The sequence below is a fragment of the Curtobacterium aurantiacum genome, from assembly GCF_018598555.1.
GTDB lineage: Bacteria > Actinomycetota > Actinomycetes > Actinomycetales > Microbacteriaceae > Curtobacterium > Curtobacterium aurantiacum.
Genome location: NZ_JAHEWN010000007.1, coordinates 112506 through 131447 on the forward strand (window position 1 = coordinate 112506; position 18942 = coordinate 131447).

The following is an 18942-nucleotide window of genomic DNA, read 5'->3' on the forward strand; positions in this document are numbered from 1 at the left end:
CACCGGTGTTTTGCGATCGTCAACGCGCAGGCTAGGAGCGCTTCACGGCTCCGAGGCGGGGAAGGCGCGGGACGTTCGCCGTCGCACCGGCCTCGGGCGGGACGATGGTCTCCTGCGCCGCCGTCACCACGACGTCGTCGGCCTCGAGCCGCAGGGTCGCGGCGGGGTCGAGGGAGCGCTTCACCACGGCGAGCCCGATCGGACCGAGCTCGTGGTGGATCGCGGACGCCGACAGCCGACCGACGGGCTTGTCGTCGAGCAGCACCGGGGTACCGGGCGTCGGCAGCACGCCGTCCGACCCGTCGAGGTGCAGCAGCACGGCCCGGCGCGGCGGGTGCCCGAGGTTGTGGACCTTCGCGACGGTCTCCTGCCCGCGGTAGCAGCCCTTCGACAGGTGCACGGCGGACCGGAGCCAGTCGAGCTCGTGCGGGATCGTCCGCTCGTCGACGTCGGACAGGGTCGGGCGCCAGGCGGCGATCCGCAGGGCCTCGTACGCGAGCAGCCCCGCGACCGGGACGTCCGACGAGGCGATCGCGGCCGCGGTGCCGGGGGTGACCACGGCGATGCGGAGGGTCCAGTCGGAGCCGGGGTGGGCCTCCTGGTCGGCGTAGCCCCATCCGCCGGGCGTGACGGCACCCCACGGGTCGACCCACTCGGCGACGGGCGGTTCCGGCAGTTCGACGGACGCGAACGGGGGTGCCGCACCGAACCAACCGAGGGTGACGAGGTCGGCCGAGCGGTCGGCGACCTCGACCCGGAGCATGAAGCGCATCGAGTCCAGCCAGCCGGCGAGCGGCGCAGCGTCCGCGCGCTCGGTGAGCAGCCAGGCGGTGGCACCGTCGTCGACGACCCGGGCCGCGTGCTCGACGCGTCCGGCCTGGTCGAGCACGAGGGTCTCGGTGCTGACGCCGACGGGCAGCCCCGTCAGCTGCTGCGAGGTGATCGAGTTGAGCCAGGACAGCCGGTCCGGCCCGGTCACCGTCACGACGCCCAGCCCGAGCTCGACGACCGCACGACCGCGGACGAGCAGTCGCTGCTCGCCGATCGGGTTGCCGAAGTGGGCGGCGACGGAGTCGGCGGCGACGAAGCCGTCGCGTGCAGCGAACACCGACATCAGTCGACCTTCGCGAGCTGCCCCGAGGCGTGCGAGGTGAGTTCACGGCCGAGCGCAGCGATGTCCCACGCCCAGAAGAGCTTGCCCTCGACCAGCCCGTACAGGCGGGTCGCGGCGGAGTAGTCCTTCGCGTTCGGCGAGCGCATCACGGCGTCGGTCGACAGGTCGATGCGGCCCTTCAGCACCCGGCCGACGTAGAGCTCGTTGACGCCCGTCGGGTGGATGATCGCGGCCTCGACGTCGAAGCCGTCGGTGGTGTTGCGGAGGGCCTCGACGCTCTCGACGGTGCTGAACGGCGTGGGCCCCTCGCCCAGGAGCATCGCGGGGCCGCGGTCGCCGGGCTCGGTCGGACGGTCGATCCGCCAGTACCCCATCTCGGCGGCGAGCGGGGTGTGGTCGTCGTCCAGCAGCCACGTGGTGGACGAGTAGTTCAGGTACGGCAGGCCGTCGTGGCTGAAGCTCACGCGCTGGCCGAACTCGTAGTTCCGGACCTCGTCGTCGTCCCCGACCGGGTACTCGACCACGCCGGTTCCCTCCCACACGCCGACCAGCCACGACAGCGGGACCAGTTCGGGGGCGAGGCCTTCGGGCAGCTCGATCAACGCTGACCCTTGAACAGCTTCACGACGACGACCACCGAGATGAACGCGATCGCGAGCGACGCCAGGCCGAGGAGGCCGACGTAGAAGAGCTCGAGCGCAAGCAGCGAATCCATGGTCCGGAGTCTACGCGGCTCGGCTCAACGCGCCAGGAGCACCACCGCGGTGACGAGGACCACGACGAAGGCCCCCGAGGACGCGATGCTGATCCGTTCGACCAGGCCGTCCTTGGTGGCGGTGATGAGCTGCAGCACGAAGCTGACCATCACGCAGGCGACGAAGACGAGCAGCAGCCAGGCGAACGCGTCGCGCTCGGCCAGGGCCAGCACGAGCACCGCCCCGACGACCGCCAGCACCCAGACCGGCAGGACGGACGTCAGCTTGAGGCGTCGCTGGTCGGTGGGGTGCACGGGCTCGGTCACGCGCTCCATCATGTCAGGGGACGTGCGGGACGCACGCACCGCTCGGTGCGGGGCGGGTGCGGGACGACGCGCAGTCCGTCCGGCCGGACAGGTGGTTCGCGAGCATCACTAGGATGTCTCCACGACGTCATCCACCTCCGGAGGTCCTGTGGCACAGCTCCTGGTACTCACCTCGACCGCGCCCGGAGATGTCCTACCGAGCCTGGGCCTCCTGAGCCACCGGATCCGCCACGTGCCGGCCGAGGCCGCGCAGCTGGTCAACGCCCCGCAGAGCGACCTGATGTTCGTGGACGCCCGCACCGACCTGGTCAGTGCGAAGGCCCTGTGCAAGATCCTCGCGTCGTCTGGTTCGACCACGCCGATCGTCCTCGTCGTCACCGAGGGCGGGCTGACCGCGGTGAACAGCGACTGGAACGTCGACGACGTCGTGCTCGAGAGCGCCGGCCCCGCCGAGATCGACGCCCGCATCCGACTGTCCGCCGGTCGTGCGGCGAAGGGCCAGACGAGCTCGAAGATCCAGGCGTCCGGCGTCGTCATCGACGAGGCCAGCTACTCCGCCAAGGTGCGCGGTCGGCCGCTCGACCTCACCTTCAAGGAGTTCGAACTCCTCCGCTTCTTCGCGACCCACCCGTCCCGGGTGTTCACGCGTGAGCAGCTGCTCAGCGAAGTCTGGGGCTACGACTACTTCGGCGGCACCCGCACGGTCGACGTGCACGTCCGACGGCTCCGCGCGAAACTCGGTGACCTCGAGTCGCTCATCGGTACCGTCCGCAACGTCGGGTACCGCTTCAACGTCTACGACGACGAGGCCGATCGTCTGATGGGGCAGTAGTGCTGCCCGACCTCGACGGCTTCGTCGTCCCCGGCGAGGCTCCGCCGTTCGCCGACCAGACCCTGGTGGACGTCCGCGCGGGACGCGCGAGGGTCCTGACCGTCGACCACGGGGTCGCCGTGGTCCGTGACGCCGAGCTGGAACTCGTCGTCGCCCGGGAGGCCCGTGGCCAGGGCATCGGCACGGCCCTGGTGTCGCAGGCGCTCGCCCTGGGCGGCGGGGCCGCTCCCCGGCTCGCGTGGGCGCACGGGGACCACCCGGCAGCGCGGGCGCTGGCCGACCGGTTCGGCTGGCGCGCGGTCCGCACCCTGCTGCAGCTCCGGGCACCGATCGCCGACGCCGTGCCCGAGGTCGAGGTCGAGCTGCCCGGCGGCTTCACACTGTCGGCGTTCCGGCCCGGCACCGACGACGAGACGGACTGGCTCGCGCTGAACGCCGCCGCCTTCGCCCACCACCCCGAGCAGGGGCGGATGACACTGGACGACCTGCACGCACGCGAGGCCGACGCCTGGTTCTCCGGCGACGACCTGCTGCTGCTCCGCGACGCCTCCGGGGCGCTGGCGGGCTCGTGCTGGCTCAAGGTCGAGGACGGCATCGGCGAGTTCTACGCCGTCGCCGTCCGCCCCGACCTGCAGGGGCAGCGGCTCGGCGGCGTGCTGATGCGCGCGGGGACGGCACGCCTGAGCGGCCGCGGACTGACCGCCGCCGCACTCTACGTCGAGGGGGACAACGAGCCCGCGCTCGCGCTGTACCGGCGGTCGGGGTTCACGCAGCACGCGATCGACGTGCAGTACGCGGCGCCGTCTCCGTCCGGCCGGTAACATTGCGTGGTCGGCGAGGGGTCGGCCAGTGGGGGAATCGGGGAACGCGTGGCGCAGGACCGTCAAGGGCAGTACGGCCAGGGTGAACCGCTCGGCGCGTCCTACCGGCTGGTCGAACTGCTCGGGACCGGAGCCACCGGCGAAGTGTGGCGGGTCGAGCACACCGCCACCGGCGACGCGTTCGCGGCGAAGCTGCTCCGTGCCGAGCTCGCCGCCGACCCGCAGATCGTCGAGCGCTTCGTCCGCGAGCGCTCCGTGCTCCTCGCCCTGCAGCACCCGTCCATCGTGCGCGTCCGCGACCTGGTCGTCGAGGGCGACCGGCTCGCGATCGTCATGGACCTGGTGCCGGGCGGTTCCGCGCGCGACCTGCTCGCGGCGAACGGGCCGCTCACCCCGCGGGACGCCCTGACCATCACCGCCGAGACCCTCGACGCCCTGGCCGCAGCGCACGAGCAGGACGTCACCCACCGTGACGTCAAGCCCGACAACGTGCTGCTCCAGGCCGCCTGGACCCCCGGTGCGAGCGGCGACGTCCGGGTCACCGACTTCGGCATCGCGTCGGTCGTCGCCGAACGTGAGCGCACCACCACCGGGCTCCTCGGCACACCGCAGTACATGGCGCCCGAGTCGATCAGTCACGGCCGCTCGGGCCCGGCCGCCGACGTCTACGGCGCCGGGGTCATGCTCTACGAGCTGCTGTCCGGCCGCACGCCCTTCGCCGGACCGGGCACGGACTTCGCGGTCGCCTACCGGCACGTCACGTCGAACCCACCACCGCTCGACGTGCCCGATGTCCTGTGGGCAGCGGTGTCCGCCCTGCTCACCAAGGACCCACACGCCCGGCCGTCCGCGGTCGACGCCGCCGCGACCCTGCGTCGACTCGCCCGGTCCCTGGCGTCGGCCCCCGCGCTGGCCGCGGTCAGCGATCCCGACTCGTTCGACGAGGTCGAGCGTCCGGCGACCGTGGTCCGTGGGCTCCGACCCGAGAACGGGACGACGACCGAGGCCACGGGCACCGGGGACGACGCCGCGGCCGTCGGGCCGGCCCCGGAACTCGGCCCCGCCGGCTCGCAGACCGTCATCCGGCCGATGGCGCGGCAGCCGTTGCCCGCCGCGCCGGCTGCCGAGCCCGAACCGACGCGTCGGTTCACCCGCCCCGAGTGGCTGACGAACCGAGCGCTGCTCTTCGGCGGCATCGGCGTCGTGCTCGTCGCCGCACTCGTCGTCGGTGGCGTGGTGTGGCTGCCCGGAGCCCTCCGGAAGACACCGGGCACCGGTACCGCGACCGCACAGGCCGCCAACGCGTACCAGCAGGACCGTCCACTGCCCACCGGGCTGGCGACCACACGGCGCGCCACCATCGATCCAGCGAAGGGCACCGTCGACCTGCGCGTCACGTACGCGGCGCAGGCGGCCACCCTCAGCGGACCCTTCCTCGAGGTGCTGCCGGGTGCCGGCTCGGGCGCCTCCTGCCCCGCGGTCACCTGGTCCGGCGAGGGCATCACCGCGAAGCGCAACCAGCCGTCACTGACCGGTGTGGACACCGCGTGCGCGTGGAGCCTGTCCGGCGTCGAGGTCCCCGCTGGCGGAGACGTCACGGTGGATGCGTCGGTGCCGCTCGCGTCGGTCACGGACGGCGCCGCGCTGCAGACGTGGCTCGACGGCGTCGGCGAGGCGACCACTGCCGCGGTGACCGACGACGCCGTGCGCGGGACCGCCTACCCGGTCCAGCGGCTGCAGGGCGTCGAGGTCCGGACGCCCGACCGGACGGTCAGCCAGACGGCACTGCCGGTGACCCTGGTGCCGGTCTGGCCGAGCGGCACCGACGAGCTCAACCCGCTCTACCGCAGTCCGAGCAGCGGGCGCCCGTCGCAGATGCTCGTCGACGTGGCCGGCGGGGAGTCCGGCGTACGGTTCGCCGACGGCTGCTCGGGCGCGCTGGCGGTGTCGTCCGACGGGCTCGTGGTCACCGCACTGTCCGTCGCTCCGTCGTGCACCGTCCGGGCGACGGTGGGGAACTTCACGAACCTCGAGAGCTCGCCCTTCGGGATCACGACGCGCGATTGAGCGTTTCTGTCGCGTCCGTCGCGCGACTGAAGGCGTCCGTCGCGTCCGTCGCGCGACCGAGCGCGTCCGTCGCGCGAACAGCAGACGGACCGGAGGCCCGTGGCGGCGTCACCACGGGCCTCCAGTCCGTGAGTCGGTCAGCTGCCGGCGGATGCGGTCTGGACCAGGCGGACCGCCCCACCGGACGACGCGTAGCCGCGACCGACGGTCAACGCGACCGGCGCACGGCGCGGGAGCGTGACCCCCAGGAGCTCACCGTCGTAGTCGACGTCCGGCTGCAGGAGCACGCCGCACCGCGACTTCCGGACGGCGCGGGTCCAGTGGCTGTACAGCGACCGGAGGTCGGCGGACCGACCGGCGGCGACCACGCACAGACCGGGACGCTCCGTCGCGAGCAGGGTGGCGATGGCCTGGTCGCCGTCGTCGAAGCGTTCGGCGTCGTCGATGAGCAGCAGGACCGGACCGCGCTCGAGCCGCAGGCCGGCCAGCAGGGCGGGCACCTCGTCGGGCCCGACGGCGATGCGGTCGAACGTTCCGGAGGCGAGCGGTGACCGACGGTCACAGATCGCCCAGACGGCCGGGCGGACGCCCTCTGCAGCGCGCGCCAGTGCCGCCAACGCCAGCAGGACGGTCGACTTGCCCGACCGGGCCGGCCCCGCGACGAGCACGTGTTCGCCGTCGTAGACCTCGAGCGTGGCCGGGGCGAGGTCGTCCTCGGCGATCCCGACCGGCAGCCGCCACGGCTCGCTGGAGAAGACCGCACCGGCACCGAGCTCGTCGACCAGGACGGCGTCGGGCAGGCGCCCGACGGCACTCGCCTTCGCCGCGGTGCCGGACCAGGTCTCGGCGACCCGGCCCACGGCCTGGGCCAGTGGGACGTCCGGTGTCGCCACGTGCGACTGCAACCGCAGGACCGAGTCGATGAAGCGGCCCGGCACCGGCGGGGGGACGTCCTTGGGGCGGACGCCGATGGAGGCGTAGTCGTACGGGTCAGCCAGGCGGAACATCCACTTCTGCGTGGTCACCTCGTCCATGGCCGACGGCACGGCCTTGGCACGCGTCGTCGACACGGCGAAGGAGATGCCCAGCGCGGGCCCCTCGGCGTAGACGCGGTACAGGGCGTCGAGCAGCAGCTGGCCCTCGAAGTCCTGGTACTCGTCGCGCAGCGCCGCGAGACCGTCGATCAGCACGACGGCACGGCGGCCGCCCGGAGTGGCACGACGGCGCTCGAGCTCGACGCGCAGGTGGCGGAGGAACCGCGCCTGCAGCTCCCCCGCACCGGCTCCGGAGCCGACGTAGGCGGTGGCGTGCGGCAGCTGCGCGAGCGGCGCCAGGTCGCCAGGGCCCATGTCGAGCACCAGCAGGTCGAGGTCCTCCGGGCTCGTCGCGGCGGCGAGCTGCAGGGCGAGGGTGGCGAGCGCGGTGCTCGTCCCGCTGCCGGGGATGCCCATGAGCATCAGGTTGCCCTCGTCGAGGTCCCACCCGGTGGTGATCTGACGCTGGTGGTCGGGGTCGTCGGCCAGGGCCACGGGCACCGTCCGCGACGAGTCGGCGGCGCCGGCGGTCGCCAACGCACCCAGCTCGACGCGGTCGCCGAGTGCCTCGGGCCAGATCGGGCGCGGCGGGGCGTACCCGGCGGCGGCGTTCGCCTGCCCGATCGACTCGATGAGCTGGTCGAGGTCGGTCACGTCGGACGCCGTCGGGGCCGGGGCGGGCATCGGCGCAGGGACGCCGAAGACGTCCGTCGGACGGACGGACACCGGCTGCTCGGCACGTTCGTCACGAGCGCGGCCGGTGACGAGGGCGGTCTGCACCGGGGTGATGTCGTCCTGCCCGAGCTTCACGTAGGCGCGGCCGGTCTGCTGGCGACCGATGCCGGCGGCCGCGGGTACGCCGATCACGTTCGTGGAGTCCTCGCGGCTCTGCACCCGCAGCGCGACACGCATGTTGGTGTTCGCCAGGATGTCCTCGCTCACCACGCCGGCCGGGCGCTGGGTGGCCAGGATCATGTGGACGCCGAGTGTGCGCCCGACCGCGGCAACGGCGACGAGCGAGGTCAGGACGTCCGGGAAGTCCTTCGCCAGCATCGCGAACTCGTCCACGACCAGGAGCAGGCGCGGCATCGGCTCGTCCGGCTTCGTCGCCAGGTAGGCGTCGAGGTTGTCGATGTCCGCCCCGGCCGCGGCGAACACCCGCTGCCGTCGCTCGAGCTCGGCCTCGAGCGCACGGATCGCACGGTCGGCGAGCTGCTCGTCGAGGTTGCTGATCGTGCCGATGGTGTGCGGCAGCCGCTCACAGGCGGCGAACGCGGCCCCACCCTTGAAGTCGACGAGGAGGAAGTTCAGGCGCGTCGGGTCGTTCCGCGCTGCGAGCCCGGCGACGAGCGACCGCAGGAACTCGCTCTTGCCCGAACCCGTCGTGCCACCGACCAGACCGTGCGGTCCGTCGCGGACGAGGTCGATCTCGAGGACGCCGCTCTCCGACGAACCGATCGGGGTCGAGAATCCGGTGCGGGCGTCCCAGGCCGTGCGGATCGCATCCGCGGGGCTCGTGCCCGTCGGGATGCGTGCAACCGTGTCGTCGCCCGCGAGCAGCTCCGGCAGGCGGACGAGCGACGGCAGGGACGCACCCGGCACCAACAGCTCGGGGTCGTCGAAGTGCGCCACACTGCGGGCGCTCCGTTCGGCGGTCTCGGCACTGAGGCCGGCGAGCACGACGTCCTCGACGCGGGTCCGGTCCTCCGGTCGGTAGACCGTCGCGGCGGCATCGGCACCGACCGTGACGATCGTCGTGCAGGCTGCGGGGAGCTGCTGCTCGTTGGTCGCGATGACGATCCCGCTCACCCGCCGCGGCTGTTCACCGGGACGGAGCGACTGTCCGGGAACGGTACGCCCCTCACCGAGCAGGTTCCGGGCGGGTGCGTCGCGGCCCTCGGTGAGCACCTCGGAGTCGACCACGACGAGCAGGTTCGGTGTCGGCAGTTCGTCGAGCGACTCCCGCAACCCGCGCAGCACCGCTGCGCTCTGGTCGCGCTGCGCCGACATCCAGCGGGCACCGGTGCTGCTCCCCGCCACACGCGCGTGGGGCAGCCAGGAGGCCCACCCCCAGTCGTCCGCGCGGCCGGCGTCACAGAAGATCCCCACCGTCAGGTCGGCGGGCCCGCAGTGCACGGTCGCCTGCGTGAGCAGGCTGCGCGCCAGTGCGAGCGCGCCCTCGCGGTCGCCGACGATGCCGACCACGCCGGCGTCGGACAGGTCGGCCACGACCGGGGCCGCGGTGAGGCGGCTGTCGGCGATGGCGGACTTCGCCTCGTCCTCGAGCTTGGACGACGCCGCCCGCTGATCGAGCTCGGGGCGCCACGGTGCGTCCCCCGTGCCGGCGTGCAGGCTCAGGAAGTCGGCGTCCTCGGAGCGTCGCTGCCACAGCAGGGTGGTGGGGAGCTCGGCCCGGCGGACGACGGTGGCCGGGTCGGGGACGAGTTCCTGCCGACGGGCGGCCTCGACCGCTGCGGCCTCGGCGATCTCACCGCGGAAGGACTCCACCGCCTCGGCGAAGCGGGTGTCCTCCTCCTTCAGGTTCTTCGTCCGCCGGTGCTTCTGTTCGAACCACATGCCGATCGCGGTGACCGGCGACAGCAGCGCGAACAGGGCGAACCGGGCGTCGCCGAGCAGGAGCACCATCGCGCCGGCCAGCACCAGGGGCGCTGCGACCGTGATCCAGCTGAACTTGGACGACTGCGGGACCTCGCGCTTGGCGGGTGGGTCGACGGTCTCGGTCTCGGTGTTCCGTCCGGCTCGGGGCGGACGGTTGAAGGGGGCGGTCGCCGCGGGCGTCAGGTTCGCCAGGGACCCCGCGGCCGGCACGGGGACCTCGTCCAGCTCCGGCCGGACCAGCAGCACGGCACCGCCCACGATCACGCTCGTGGTCCCGGTGAGCAGGACGCCGTCGGCATCGATGCGTTCGCCCGCGATCACCGTGCCGTTCGTCGAACCGGCGTCACGCACGCGGACCCCGTCGTCCTCGCGCTCGATCGTGCAGTGCTCCCACGAAGCACTCTCGGTGGGCAGCACGACGTCGGCCTGCGGTGCCCGGCCCACGACGAGCTTCCGGCTGCGCGGGACCGGCACGACGAGACCCGCGTCGAGTCCGCCGGCGAGGGTGACGCTCCACCCGTCGATCAGCTGCGGCCGCTCCTGCGGTGAGCGGCCGATGCGGGAGCCCTCGAGCAGGACGAGGTCGCGCAGCGGGGTCGCCGCACTGGTGCGGTGACCGTCGACCGCGAGGGTCGTCTCGGCATCGAACTCGACGCCGATCGCCGCCGCGATGAGCTCCCCCAGCGAGGACGCGCCGGACCACCCGTCGACCTCGACCGCTTCACGTCGGTCGTCGAGCTCGATCAGCAGGCGCATGCTCGCGGTGTCCTTCTGGGGGTTGTGCGTGGGTGGGTCAGCGTGTGGTGGAGTCCTCGAACCACACCAGTGCGGTGGACTGTGCGGAATCTGATCCGGCGTCGCCGCCGGTGCCGCTCGACGCGGTGTCCGGTCGGAGACCGAGCGGCTGTGCCGAGGCCGCCAACACCGTCGCGGACGCACCGAGCGCCTGCTGCCGCGTGAAGTCGAGCGCCGGACCGGCGATGCCCGCCGCGGAGTCGAGGTCCAGTGCGGCGAGGGCGTCGGTCACGTCGGAGGGCTCCGTGCTGCCGGCCTTCCCGACTGCGCGGACCAGGGCGACGACGGCGTCGTGGCTCCGGGAGTCCGCTGCTCCGGCCACCGCCGAGAACGGCCGGTCACCCGTCAGGTTCTGGGCGTCGGCATCGTCCGCGAGCACCCGGACCCCGCCGAGGAACGCGGACATCGCCCGGCCTTCGGCGTCCGAGGAGAGTGCCCTGGCGTCGTCGGTGGCCACGCCGACGGTGCGGAAGGAGCCGCTCAGGCTGCCGCCGGCATCGACGAGTGCGGCGCCGAAGGCCGGACTCGTCGCGTCCGGGGTGAGGACGACGGGCACGGTGACGTCAGCGGCCTGCAGGGCCGCCACCAGGGCACCCTGTCGTTGCGCGGACCCGCTGACGACGACAGCGTCGGAGTCCGGCTCGGCCTTCGGATCAGCGTCCGCGGCCTCGTCCGTGTCGTCGCCTGCGTCGGTCGCACCGGTCCGCGAGGCGATGGTCTCGGCGAGCTCCGCGGTGTCAGCGGTGTCGTCGCCGTCGAGGACGTGCGCCACTCGGAGGCCTGCGGGCGCACCTCCGCCGAGGTTGACCAGGAGCGGTGACTCGGCGTCGCCGAGCGCCGTCGTCATGGCGGTGCTGATCGAGTCGGCCGCCGGGGCGGTCGACCAGGAGTCCTTCTCAGCGGCTGCGTAGGGCAGCACGACCGGGACGCCCTCCGCAGCGGCAGCGGTGAGCGCGCCGGACACGTGTGCGCCCGACGACGCGACGACGATGCCCGCGACGCCGCTCTTCGCCAGGGACGCCACCGCGGTCTTCGCGCCCGCTGCCGTCCCGCCGTCGTTCTTCGTGACGAGGGTGATGTCGGTCCCGCCGAGCGCCAGTCGTCGCTCGGCGACCAGGGCGCCCTGCGCCGCTTCGTTCCACTCGGAGCCCTCGCCGTCGCCCAGGGTGACGACGACGCCGATCTTCGTGGCGTCGGGGACGTCCTTGACGGTGATCTCCACGGGCACCGTGGCCGGGACTGCCTCGGCCGGCGTGCTGCTGCCGATCGCCCGGAAGGTCAGGACGGCGGCGACCACCGCGGCGACCAGGAGCACCGCGATGGCGGCGATGATCAGCGGACGACGGTTGCGCGCACGCCCCGCCTCGGTGCCATCGGACTCGTCGATCGGCTGGTCGCTCATCGGTCCGCCCCGATCCGGAAGGTGTACAGCGTGGTCGAGGTCGCGCTGGCCGGCACCTCGAGCTGGAAGGCGGGCAGCGTCGTCGCGGCGTCGAGGGAGGCTCGGAACTGCTCCTGCTGGAGCAGGATCCCGGCGACGTCCTCGGCGCGGACGTTCGCGTACCCTGCGGCGTTCTGCGACGCCAGGGCGAGCTGGTAGTCGGCGGAGTCGGACTTCGCCGCGCTCGTGGCCATCGCACCGAGGATGCCGGAGCCGTTGACCTTGCGGTCGCCGAGGTCGAGCATCACCCGGTTGAGGTCGCCGGTCAGCAGCGTCGAGGCTCCCTGCACGTCGCGCGTCGAGGCGCTCGTGCTCGCAGCGATCTGCTCGAGACTGGACGCCGTCTGGCGGTCGACTGCGGACGCCAGCTCGGAGCCCTGCTCCTCCAGCGTTCCCCGCTGCTCGTCGATCGTGCCCTTGGAGTCCTTCGTGACCTCGCCCGAAGTGGTCCGGAGCCCGGCGATCGACTTGTCGAAGGCCGAGATGACGGCGTCACGGCTGCCCTTCGCCGTTTCGCTGACCTGCCGCACCTGCTGGTCGATGATCGCCTGGACGTCCTTCTCGGACTGGGTGGACGCTTCGGCGAAGGCCTTGCGCACGGCGTCCTGCAGCTGGGTCTGCTGCGTGCTGATCGCCGTCAGCTGCGTCCCGACGACGGCACTCGACTCCGTTGCCTGCTCGACGAGTTCCTGGAGCTCCTGCGCCGCTCCCTCCACCGAGCCGCCGTCCTTGCGCACCGCACGGCGCACGTCGGCGATGCCGTCGTCGAGCGCGTCGATGTCGTCGGACAACGTCGTGACCGCGCCACCGATGCCGGTCTCGGAGCGGAGGTCGGTCGCCGCGACCACCGCGTCCCACTGCTCCGCCTGGTCGGCGAGGCGGTCGTCCAGCGGGGTGCTGAAGCGTCCGCCGGGCTGGAGCGTGGTGCCTTCTTCGGCGCCGGGGCACGGCGTGGCGGTCAGGTACCCGCGCAGCGCATCCGCCTGCTCGGCATCGAGCTGGTCGGTCGCCGCGAGGGCACAGAGCTGGTCGGCGACCTCACGGTTCTGGGCCTGCATCGAGGTGCTGAACAGACCGTCCCCGGCGTTGCCCACCAGCGCACGCGCTGCGAGCGCCTGCCGGTTCACCGTCGTGACCGCGTCGCGGACGGGGCCGAGGTCGTCCGCGGTCTGGTCGCGGAGGTCCTCCAACGCCTGCAGGGTCCGTGCGACCTCACCGGTGCCGTCACTGCCGAGGGCCTGCACCGCGGTGTCGATCTCACCGAGCTTGGCGCGCAGGGCGTCGGACTGCTCGATCGCCGTGTTCGCGAGCTTGGGGTCGAGCTGGTCGGCGAGCTGCTGACCCGTGCTGACCAGACCGATCAGCGAGGTGCTCACCGCACGCGACGATTCCCAGAGCGCGCAGGTCAACGAACCACGGGCCTCCTGAGGGGCGCACGTCGCTGCGTCCGGCGACGCCGGACCGACGGCTCCCGCCAGCTGCGCGCTCACCTGCTGCTTGCACGCCTCGCTGGCATCGGCGTAGCCGGTGAGCTGCGCCGAGACGCGGAGGAGGTTGCCGTAGACGCTGCCGCCTGCTGACGGGGTCTTCGGCGTCGCCGCACAGCCGTTGCCGTCGAGCACCGTGGCGGGTGCGGTCGCAGAAGTGTCACCGAGCAGGCCATCGAGGCTCGTCGTCGTCTGCTGGAGCTGCTGCAACACCGTCGACTGCGTGGCCTTGACCGTGGTGCCGAGGTCGCCGTTCAGGGAGCCGAGCTGTCCGGACAGCGACTGCATCGTGCTGGCCAGGGAGGAGCTGCTCTCCTTGAGGCGCTCGGCGGTCCTGACGCCGAGGGTCTCCGACGTCGTCTCGAGGTTCGACCGGACCTCGGTGATGGTGCCACCGGCACGCGCCAGCACCTCGTTCACCTGCGAGATGAGGTCGATCGTGCGGCGCTGGAGCGCGAGTTCGGAGTCGCTGTCGGACCCGAAGGCCGCGTTGACGACGCCCGTGGAGGACAGGTCCGTGGACAGCCCGGGCTGCGCGGCGACGTCGATGGTCGGTGCGGTGAAGTCCTCGACGTCGGCGACGAGGTGCAGCGTGCTGCTCGCGCCGGAGGTCGGCGGAGCGAGCAACCGGCCCCACTGGACGACCGCGTCACCGTCCTCGTTGGTGCTCACGACCCCGTCGGTCGACGAGCCGGAGTCGGCCGAGTCCGTGACGACGCGGTCCGCGGCGGTCCCCGTCAACACGGTCGACGCCGCGATGCTGAACGGAGCGCCCACGAGCGCCGGGGTCGAGCGAGACGTGCCAGCGACGTCGTAGGTCAGGTTCTCCGACCTCACCGTCAGGTTCTCGATCGTCAGGTCGATCGACACCCGGCCCGAGTAGCCGTCGAGGTCGGCGAGGTCCGTGCCGGTCTTCTTCGCCGTCGAGTACTGCGTCGTGATGCGGAGCGGCAGGTCACTCGCCGCCTTCGCGGGATCGTGCTCGGTCAACGACGACGAGGACTCCTTGCCGGCGACCGAGATCGCGGTGTCGGAGATCGACGTGATCGAGCCGTCTGCGGCGAGGCGCGTGTCGACGGTCTGCAGGACCCGCGAGGGGTCGGACACGGGCTTGTCGTCGGACGTGCAGCCGGCGAGCACCAGCGCAGCGATCCCCGTGACGGCGACCGTCCCCGCGATCCTTCGTCCGGTCCGTCGTGCTCCGGTGTTCCCGGCACGCTGGTTCATCACGGTCTTCCCCCCAAGAGAATCGTCGAGCACGTCGATGCTAGTTGCTGCAGAGCGCCGGTTCCGGGCCAGTCCCCCTTCGGAGCCACCCCCGTTCGGGCCACAAGGCCCTGCCGAAATCCAACATAGAGCATCCACGGGGCCGTCCGGCCCCATCCACAGGGCGCTGATACTCTGCACGCATGATCCAGGGGGACCCGGGCGTCACGCCCTTCGAACGACGGTGCACGAACGCACGAACGGGGGCGGACCGGTGAACATCAACCTGTCGCCGGTGCTCATCGCGCTGATCGCCATGATCGTCATCCCGGCCGCCGTCAGCGCGCTCGTCCGTCAGAACGACCGGAAGCGGCCACCGTCCACCGTCGTGGGCGACGAGGCGCACGGTGTGCTCTTCACCGTCCGTGCTCGCCGGTTCAGCTACCTGCTGCTCCGGATCATCGGGATCGTCTTCATCGTCGTCGGCGGGTTCTTCTTCCTGGCCACGCTCAGCCTGCTCGACGACCCCGACGCGATCGGGATGCTCATCGCCGGCGTCGGCATGGTGCTGTTCGGGCTCCTGTTCGTCTACCTCGGCGTCGGGCAGAAGCGCCGTCGCGTCGAGGCGTACGACTCGCAACTGGTCGTGACGCCGATGTTCCGTGCCGCGCGGACGGTCGACCCGGCGGCGATCAAGCGCATCCGGCCCACCACCAACCGGTTCGGCGGGCTCGACATCAAGGTGAACGGCCAACGCGGTGTCATCAGCGTCCTGTCGATCGACGCCGCCTATCCCGAGCTCTGTGCGTGGCTCGAGCAGCGGGCGCCCGCGCAGTGGGGTGAGTTCGTCGGAGCCTTCGGGCGCTGAGCGGCGCGCTGCTGCTGCGCTGGGCAGGCGGACCTACCGTGTTCGCACGGGCTCGAAGCTCTTCACGTACACGGCCTGGCGGATCGTGTTCAGGAACTCCCGCATCGTGAAGGAACCCTCGCCGACGTCGAACCGGTAGCGCTCCCCCTCGATGACGCCCCGCGCCAGTTCGTCCTCGTTGTCGCGGTTCACACCCCAGGTCTGCACGAGCGTTCCGCAGTCGGACGTCTCGAACACGACCTGCGACGTCGACGAGCCGATGTCCTTCAGGGAGTGGGACGAGCCCGCACTGCTGCGCGCGGAGCTGACGGTGTGAGTCCTTCAGCCCTGGGTCACTCGACTGCAGCCCCAGTGGCCGTCGTGCGGTACGGGCCAACTTCGCGTCGCACTGCTTCGGAAAAGGCCAGCACCAGCGCCCCCAGCTCGCTCTCGTAGGGCCAGGTGTCGGCTACAAGGCGGGCTGCGCCCTGTATTCCCCTGCCGTACGCCGGATGATCAGGCGGCTGCTCGAACGCGGCGACGAGGGCAGACCGTACGGCGGCTATCTGCACAGCCGACGCGGCGTCCTCGACGGCGTGATCGTCGAGTTGTTTGAGCAATTCCGACAAGGTCATGTTCTGCCGTGCCCCTTCAGCGCTGGAACAGCGAGTCCATCACGGGAATGTGCGCGTCGCCCGCAGCAGCGCGGAGAGTGACCGCTGGAACGCTTTGGTCGCAGGGACATCGCCCGCGCCGTCGGACGTCGTCAGGTACATGTCGCCCATGCCCCCTGCCCCCGAGTTCGACGCGGAGTAGATCCTTCGGTAGATCCGCCGCCGAACAAGCCCAGCAGAGGGATGACGACGAAGACCACGATCGAAGTCGCGATCCTGTCCTGCCGCACGCACCTTCACGGTGCGAATCGTTCACCCCCTGTGTCGCGCATCGTCACCGGCCGGAAAGTCACCCGGGCTCGCTGACGCCGTACACCTCCGGGGCCAGCGGCACCCACGGCGCATGCTCCCTGACCCAGAACGACGCACCACCGACGGTGAATGCGTACGGCCCGAGGGCACGGTCGTAGCGGCGGGCGAAAGCGTCTTGGTTCCCGAACGAGATCGTCTTCGAATAGGTCAGACGGCCACAATCAGACGTGTCGAACCCCACACCGGCGTAAGAAGCGCCGACGCCCTTCGCGGACCGACTCGACAGTGTGACAGCTTCCGCAGACGTCACCGTGCATGTGACTCGCTCCCGATGCGCGCTGTCGTATGCGTCCATGACGAACAGGCCCGGGAACATGGCGAGCGTGAAGAGGTAGAAGGCGACGATGGTCAGCATCGATGTTGCGTTGCGGACTGGCTTCGGCTTCGTCCGGTGAGTGAGCTTGCTGAAGAATGCCTGGTGCTGGGCCCAAGGCTCGCCGCCGTGCCGATCGAGCCAGGCGTTTAGCACGTCGTAGTGGCGGTGGAACCGGTTCGATTCAAAGCCACGTCGTCCGCGAGCGGTTGCAGCGCTGATGACGTCGTTGCCCTTGCCTGACGCTCGAAAGTGGGCGAGTTCGCCAGGACGGATGGTTCTGGTGGGGCGGAGGTTGATGGTCGCCTCGAGTCGGTCGGGGAACACCTTGACGCGGGTGCGGATCGTGGTCACCGCCAGGAACAGTCCCAGCAGCCCGAAGAACATCAGGAGCGCGCTACACCAGACGCGGGTGAACCACGCGCCACCGAAGACATCGTCCGAGCACGCCAACCACGCTCCTGCGGCGACTACCCCAGTTGACAGCAGCGTCCACGCCACTGGCACCATCCTGTTCCCGCGGACCAGCACCGGCTTGCCGTGAGAAGGTTCCAGCACGTGTTCCCCAGTCATCCTTCGACCGTATCGGGCGACGCCACCGTCGACGCAACGGCTTGCTGGACGCACTACCCATGCGCTCACTGGTGACTCCCTCGTGGAGTGCGCCACCGTCAATCACTGCAGCGAAGGCCGAACAGTCAACACCTCACCACCGCGCCAGGTTCCTGCGCCCTCATCAACCCTCTTCTTCGCGAGAAACGCTTCGACGATCTTCAACGCCGCTTCAATGTCCAGCGTGAGGCCTCGAGGCACGGGAGCAGAAATGTTTCCCATGGCGATCTCGACAACATCCGACGCATCAACCGGGCCACCGAGGGGAAGCTCCCACCGCTCTTCATCGGTTGCGTCCTCAGTCCTGAACACGATGATTTCCCGTGCGGCATCACCACAGATGTTGATCAGACGATCTCGGTCGATGACGATGACCAATGTTCGTTCACGGCCGTCGAGGCCACGAACCTTCGCCTCCACTTGAGCCACAGTCGGGGAGTTCTGCACGTATCGCCGGCCGCGCACCCACCACTGCAGCGCAGGTCCCGAGGCTCGGTCACGACCAGGGAGTCCCCTATCGACGTACCGCCGGGCCAGTGCCCCGAGGGTCCAACCAGCGATGAGGCTCATGAACCAGGTCTGGATCGACAGCTGCGCGCCGACGAGCAAGAACTTGGTTGCAAGGGGCCCTCCGAAGTACGCGACCGCAAGGCCAACCATTGCCCACCCCGAGCCGAGACGGCGCTGAACACCGGGATCTTCGGCCCCGTTCGAGATCTTGTCACACACCCTCTCTCGCGATCAAAAATGAACCTGCTCAGCAGCACTCCTACAAAGCAGCCATTGGATGCTGCAACTCATCGCTCATACTCAAAGGCTGTCGGATACCGATTTATCACCTGGAGCGCACCTCGGAACCACCAGGAAGATGCGCCTACCGAGAACTGGAACGTCCCACCTCCGGACAAATCCCGCGCAACGCGCTCCTGTGAGGACTTTCTCACCCCCTGCAGGATGAGGACGCCGCAGTCTCGTGTCTCTACCTTCACGTAGGAGAATGGTGCGCCCAAGCCAGTACGACTCACCGTGGACCCGACGTGGACCTCTGCCCTGGAGACGCTGCAGGACATGGTTCCCTGGTGCGTTTCGTCGTACGCGCTCATCCAATATGGCCAAACCAGCAGCACTACTAGCGAGGCCACGACGCCGAAAGCCCAGACGCCCAGGATGATCCACGCCCTTCGATTCCCCTTCTTCGGGGGCTCCGGCGCGGCGGCTAGCTCGCTCAATCAGTACACCTCTTATCATGGAGCGACGTCTGGCCGAGACCATCACGGGAACGTACGAGTTTCCTTCAGCAGCGCGTGGAGACAGGCTTCAAAAGCCTTGGTCGCAGGCACATCGCCGGTCCCGTCTGGTTTGGTCACGTAGAGATCGCTCATCCCTCCTGCTCCCGTATTCGCCGCTGAATAGATCGTGCGATAGATACGCCTCCGCCCAAGCATGGTCTCTTCCGCACTCAATGCGTCGGCATGCTGCAGGTAGAAGGATTGCGCTGAATGCATATCCATGCGCCCTAAGAATGCGGCCATTTGTCGACTTAGAGTCACTACCCTATCGCGACGATCACTTCTTCTTGACATCATCCATCCTTCTACGGAGCCAAGGGCCAGTTCTTCATAACATCGGCATGGACCATCCGTCTGGAACGTATGTCTGATTTCCCCCGCCGCGGTACACAGAACCGTTCAAATCACGCTGAGGTGCTGCGAATCCTCGATACGCAGGCATCTTCTGGTCGAAGCGC

At 70.5% G+C, this 18942-nt stretch carries 15 protein-coding genes; 4 read left to right on the forward strand and 11 right to left on the reverse strand.

Annotated features, from left to right (window positions below; all coding sequences use genetic code 11):
- Window positions 1-31: 31 nt before the first annotated feature.
- From ygfZ to KK087_RS08415, 3 genes are all read right to left on the reverse strand, one after another.
- Complete coding sequence (ygfZ, locus tag KK087_RS08405; RefSeq protein ID WP_214564817.1) at window positions 32-1114, reverse strand: CAF17-like 4Fe-4S cluster assembly/insertion protein YgfZ; 1083 nt, start codon at window positions 1112-1114, stop codon at window positions 32-34.
- The gene (locus tag KK087_RS08410; protein WP_214528754.1) at window positions 1114-1716 is read right to left on the reverse strand and encodes a heme-binding beta-barrel domain-containing protein; all 603 of its coding nucleotides are present in this window, start codon (window positions 1714-1716) and stop codon (window positions 1114-1116) included. The genes ygfZ and KK087_RS08410 overlap by 1 nt, the downstream gene beginning before the upstream one ends.
- A gap of 137 nt (window positions 1717-1853) precedes the next feature.
- Window positions 1854-2135, reverse strand: coding sequence for a hypothetical protein (locus KK087_RS08415; RefSeq protein ID WP_214528755.1), 282 nt, complete (start codon window positions 2133-2135; stop codon window positions 1854-1856).
- Window positions 2136-2283: 148 nt separating this feature from the next.
- Here KK087_RS08415 and KK087_RS08420 point away from each other — a divergent pair, with 148 nt between their 5' ends.
- The 3 genes from KK087_RS08420 to KK087_RS08430 are packed head-to-tail and all read left to right on the forward strand — an operon-like array spanning window position 2284 to window position 5855.
- Entirely contained in the window at window positions 2284-2967 is a 684-nt protein-coding gene (locus tag KK087_RS08420) for a response regulator transcription factor (RefSeq protein WP_214528756.1), read from the forward strand.
- Window positions 2967-3788: a mycothiol synthase gene (mshD, locus tag KK087_RS08425; protein ID WP_214564818.1), complete on the forward strand. Its 822-nt coding sequence runs from the start codon at window positions 2967-2969 to the stop codon at window positions 3786-3788. The genes KK087_RS08420 and mshD overlap by 1 nt, the downstream gene beginning before the upstream one ends.
- 48 nt (window positions 3789-3836) lie before the next feature.
- Window positions 3837-5855 carry a serine/threonine-protein kinase gene (locus tag KK087_RS08430; RefSeq protein ID WP_214564819.1) on the forward strand — a complete coding sequence of 673 codons (2019 nt, stop codon included), beginning with the start codon at window positions 3837-3839 and terminating at the stop codon, window positions 5853-5855.
- A gap of 137 nt (window positions 5856-5992) precedes the next feature.
- Here KK087_RS08430 and KK087_RS08435 read toward each other — a convergent pair whose 3' ends face one another.
- The 3 genes from KK087_RS08435 to KK087_RS08445 are packed head-to-tail and all read right to left on the reverse strand — an operon-like array spanning window position 5993 to window position 14491.
- Window positions 5993-10264, reverse strand: a complete 4272-nt coding sequence (locus KK087_RS08435) for a type VII secretion EssC family protein (RefSeq protein WP_214564820.1) — start codon at window positions 10262-10264, stop codon at window positions 5993-5995.
- A gap of 37 nt (window positions 10265-10301) precedes the next feature.
- Window positions 10302-11705 carry an ABC transporter substrate-binding protein gene (locus KK087_RS08440; protein WP_214564821.1) on the reverse strand — a complete coding sequence of 468 codons (1404 nt, stop codon included), beginning with the start codon at window positions 11703-11705 and terminating at the stop codon, window positions 10302-10304.
- A complete protein-coding gene (locus tag KK087_RS08445) occupies window positions 11702-14491 on the reverse strand; it encodes a hypothetical protein (RefSeq protein ID WP_214564822.1) in 2790 nt (929 codons plus the stop codon). Before KK087_RS08445 ends, KK087_RS08440 begins: the two co-directional genes overlap by 4 nt.
- A 220-nt stretch (window positions 14492-14711) precedes the next feature.
- On the opposite strand from KK087_RS08445, the gene KK087_RS08450 reads away from it, so the two are divergent.
- Window positions 14712-15305 carry a hypothetical protein gene (locus KK087_RS08450; RefSeq protein WP_214564823.1) on the forward strand — a complete coding sequence of 198 codons (594 nt, stop codon included), beginning with the start codon at window positions 14712-14714 and terminating at the stop codon, window positions 15303-15305.
- A 33-nt stretch (window positions 15306-15338) separates the two neighbouring features.
- On the opposite strand, the gene KK087_RS08455 is transcribed toward KK087_RS08450, so the two are convergent.
- The 5 genes from KK087_RS08455 to KK087_RS08475 form a co-directional block, all read right to left on the reverse strand.
- The gene (locus KK087_RS08455; RefSeq protein ID WP_214564824.1) at window positions 15339-15542 is read right to left on the reverse strand and encodes a hypothetical protein; all 204 of its coding nucleotides are present in this window, start codon (window positions 15540-15542) and stop codon (window positions 15339-15341) included.
- 95 nt (window positions 15543-15637) lie between these two features.
- Entirely contained in the window at window positions 15638-15919 is a 282-nt protein-coding gene (locus tag KK087_RS08460) for a hypothetical protein (protein ID WP_214528764.1), read from the reverse strand.
- Window positions 15920-16247: 328 nt separating this feature from the next.
- Window positions 16248-17156 carry a hypothetical protein gene (locus KK087_RS08465; protein ID WP_214564825.1) on the reverse strand — a complete coding sequence of 303 codons (909 nt, stop codon included), beginning with the start codon at window positions 17154-17156 and terminating at the stop codon, window positions 16248-16250.
- Window positions 17157-17258: 102 nt separating this feature from the next.
- A complete protein-coding gene (locus KK087_RS08470) occupies window positions 17259-17924 on the reverse strand; it encodes a hypothetical protein (protein ID WP_214564826.1) in 666 nt (221 codons plus the stop codon).
- 542 nt (window positions 17925-18466) lie between these two features.
- Window positions 18467-18706: a hypothetical protein gene (locus tag KK087_RS08475; RefSeq protein ID WP_214564827.1), complete on the reverse strand. Its 240-nt coding sequence runs from the start codon at window positions 18704-18706 to the stop codon at window positions 18467-18469.
- Window positions 18707-18942 lie beyond the last annotated feature (236 nt).

Excerpts from the sequence above, each read along its gene's own strand:
- ygfZ (WP_214564817.1), bottom strand. The coding sequence starts at position 1,114 with ATGTCGGTGTTCGCTGCACGCGACGGCTTCGTCGCCGCCGACTCCGTC.
- KK087_RS08435 (WP_214564820.1), bottom strand. The coding sequence starts at position 10,264 with ATGCGCCTGCTGATCGAGCTCGACGACCGACGTGAAGCGGTCGAGGTC.
- KK087_RS08440 (WP_214564821.1), bottom strand. The coding sequence starts at position 11,705 with ATGAGCGACCAGCCGATCGACGAGTCCGATGGCACCGAGGCGGGGCGT.
- KK087_RS08460 (WP_214528764.1), bottom strand. The coding sequence starts at position 15,919 with ATGACCTTGTCGGAATTGCTCAAACAACTCGACGATCACGCCGTCGAG.
- KK087_RS08465 (WP_214564825.1), bottom strand. The coding sequence starts at position 17,156 with ATGACTGGGGAACACGTGCTGGAACCTTCTCACGGCAAGCCGGTGCTG.
- KK087_RS08475 (WP_214564827.1), bottom strand. The coding sequence starts at position 18,706 with ATGGATATGCATTCAGCGCAATCCTTCTACCTGCAGCATGCCGACGCA.